1 protein-coding gene is annotated in these 456 nt (G+C 55.0%); it reads left to right on the top strand.

The genetic code is table 11. The features are described from left to right. Positions 1 to 456 (top strand): hypothetical protein (locus H6B10_RS15355; protein ID WP_204652345.1); only part of this gene is annotated, 456 nt, incomplete at both ends.

Genomic DNA, 456 nt, shown 5'->3' with positions numbered 1-456 from the left:
CCAGCAATACCATTGATTTTGCAGCTTTTTCGCTGCTGATGGAAGGCAAGATCTTTCAGGCGGTGGCTTATGCCATGACCCATCTGGCCAATCAGTGCCGGGAACTATGGCGGGACGCACTGGCACCTGTCTTGCAGGGCGATTTCCAGGAGTTGGGGCTTGCGGCCTGGCTGGTTCTTTTTCTGCTGGCAGTTACGGCGGCAGTTTTTGTGTGGGACGCACGCCACAAACGCCCGGTTGTTTTCAAAGCCTGTGCGGTGACCGTTGTGGGAATAGGCCTGCTGGGGCTGCTGGAAATGTATGCCATGTATGCCATGTCCCGCCACTTTATCATGCTCAGTGTGGTATTGCTGGCGGTGTTGGTGTATGAGGACCGTTTTGCCGGTTGGCTCTGCCTGCCGCTGCTGGTGATGCTGCCGTATCATTTGACCAACAGTGTGTTGCCGGTTTATAATG

Origin of the sequence: Gemmiger formicilis (assembly GCF_016901605.1) — a bacterium.
GTDB lineage: Bacteria > Bacillota > Clostridia > Oscillospirales > Ruminococcaceae > Gemmiger > Gemmiger formicilis_B.
The sequence above is the reverse complement of the archived record's forward strand: the minus strand, read 5'-3'. Positions and strand labels throughout refer to the sequence as shown.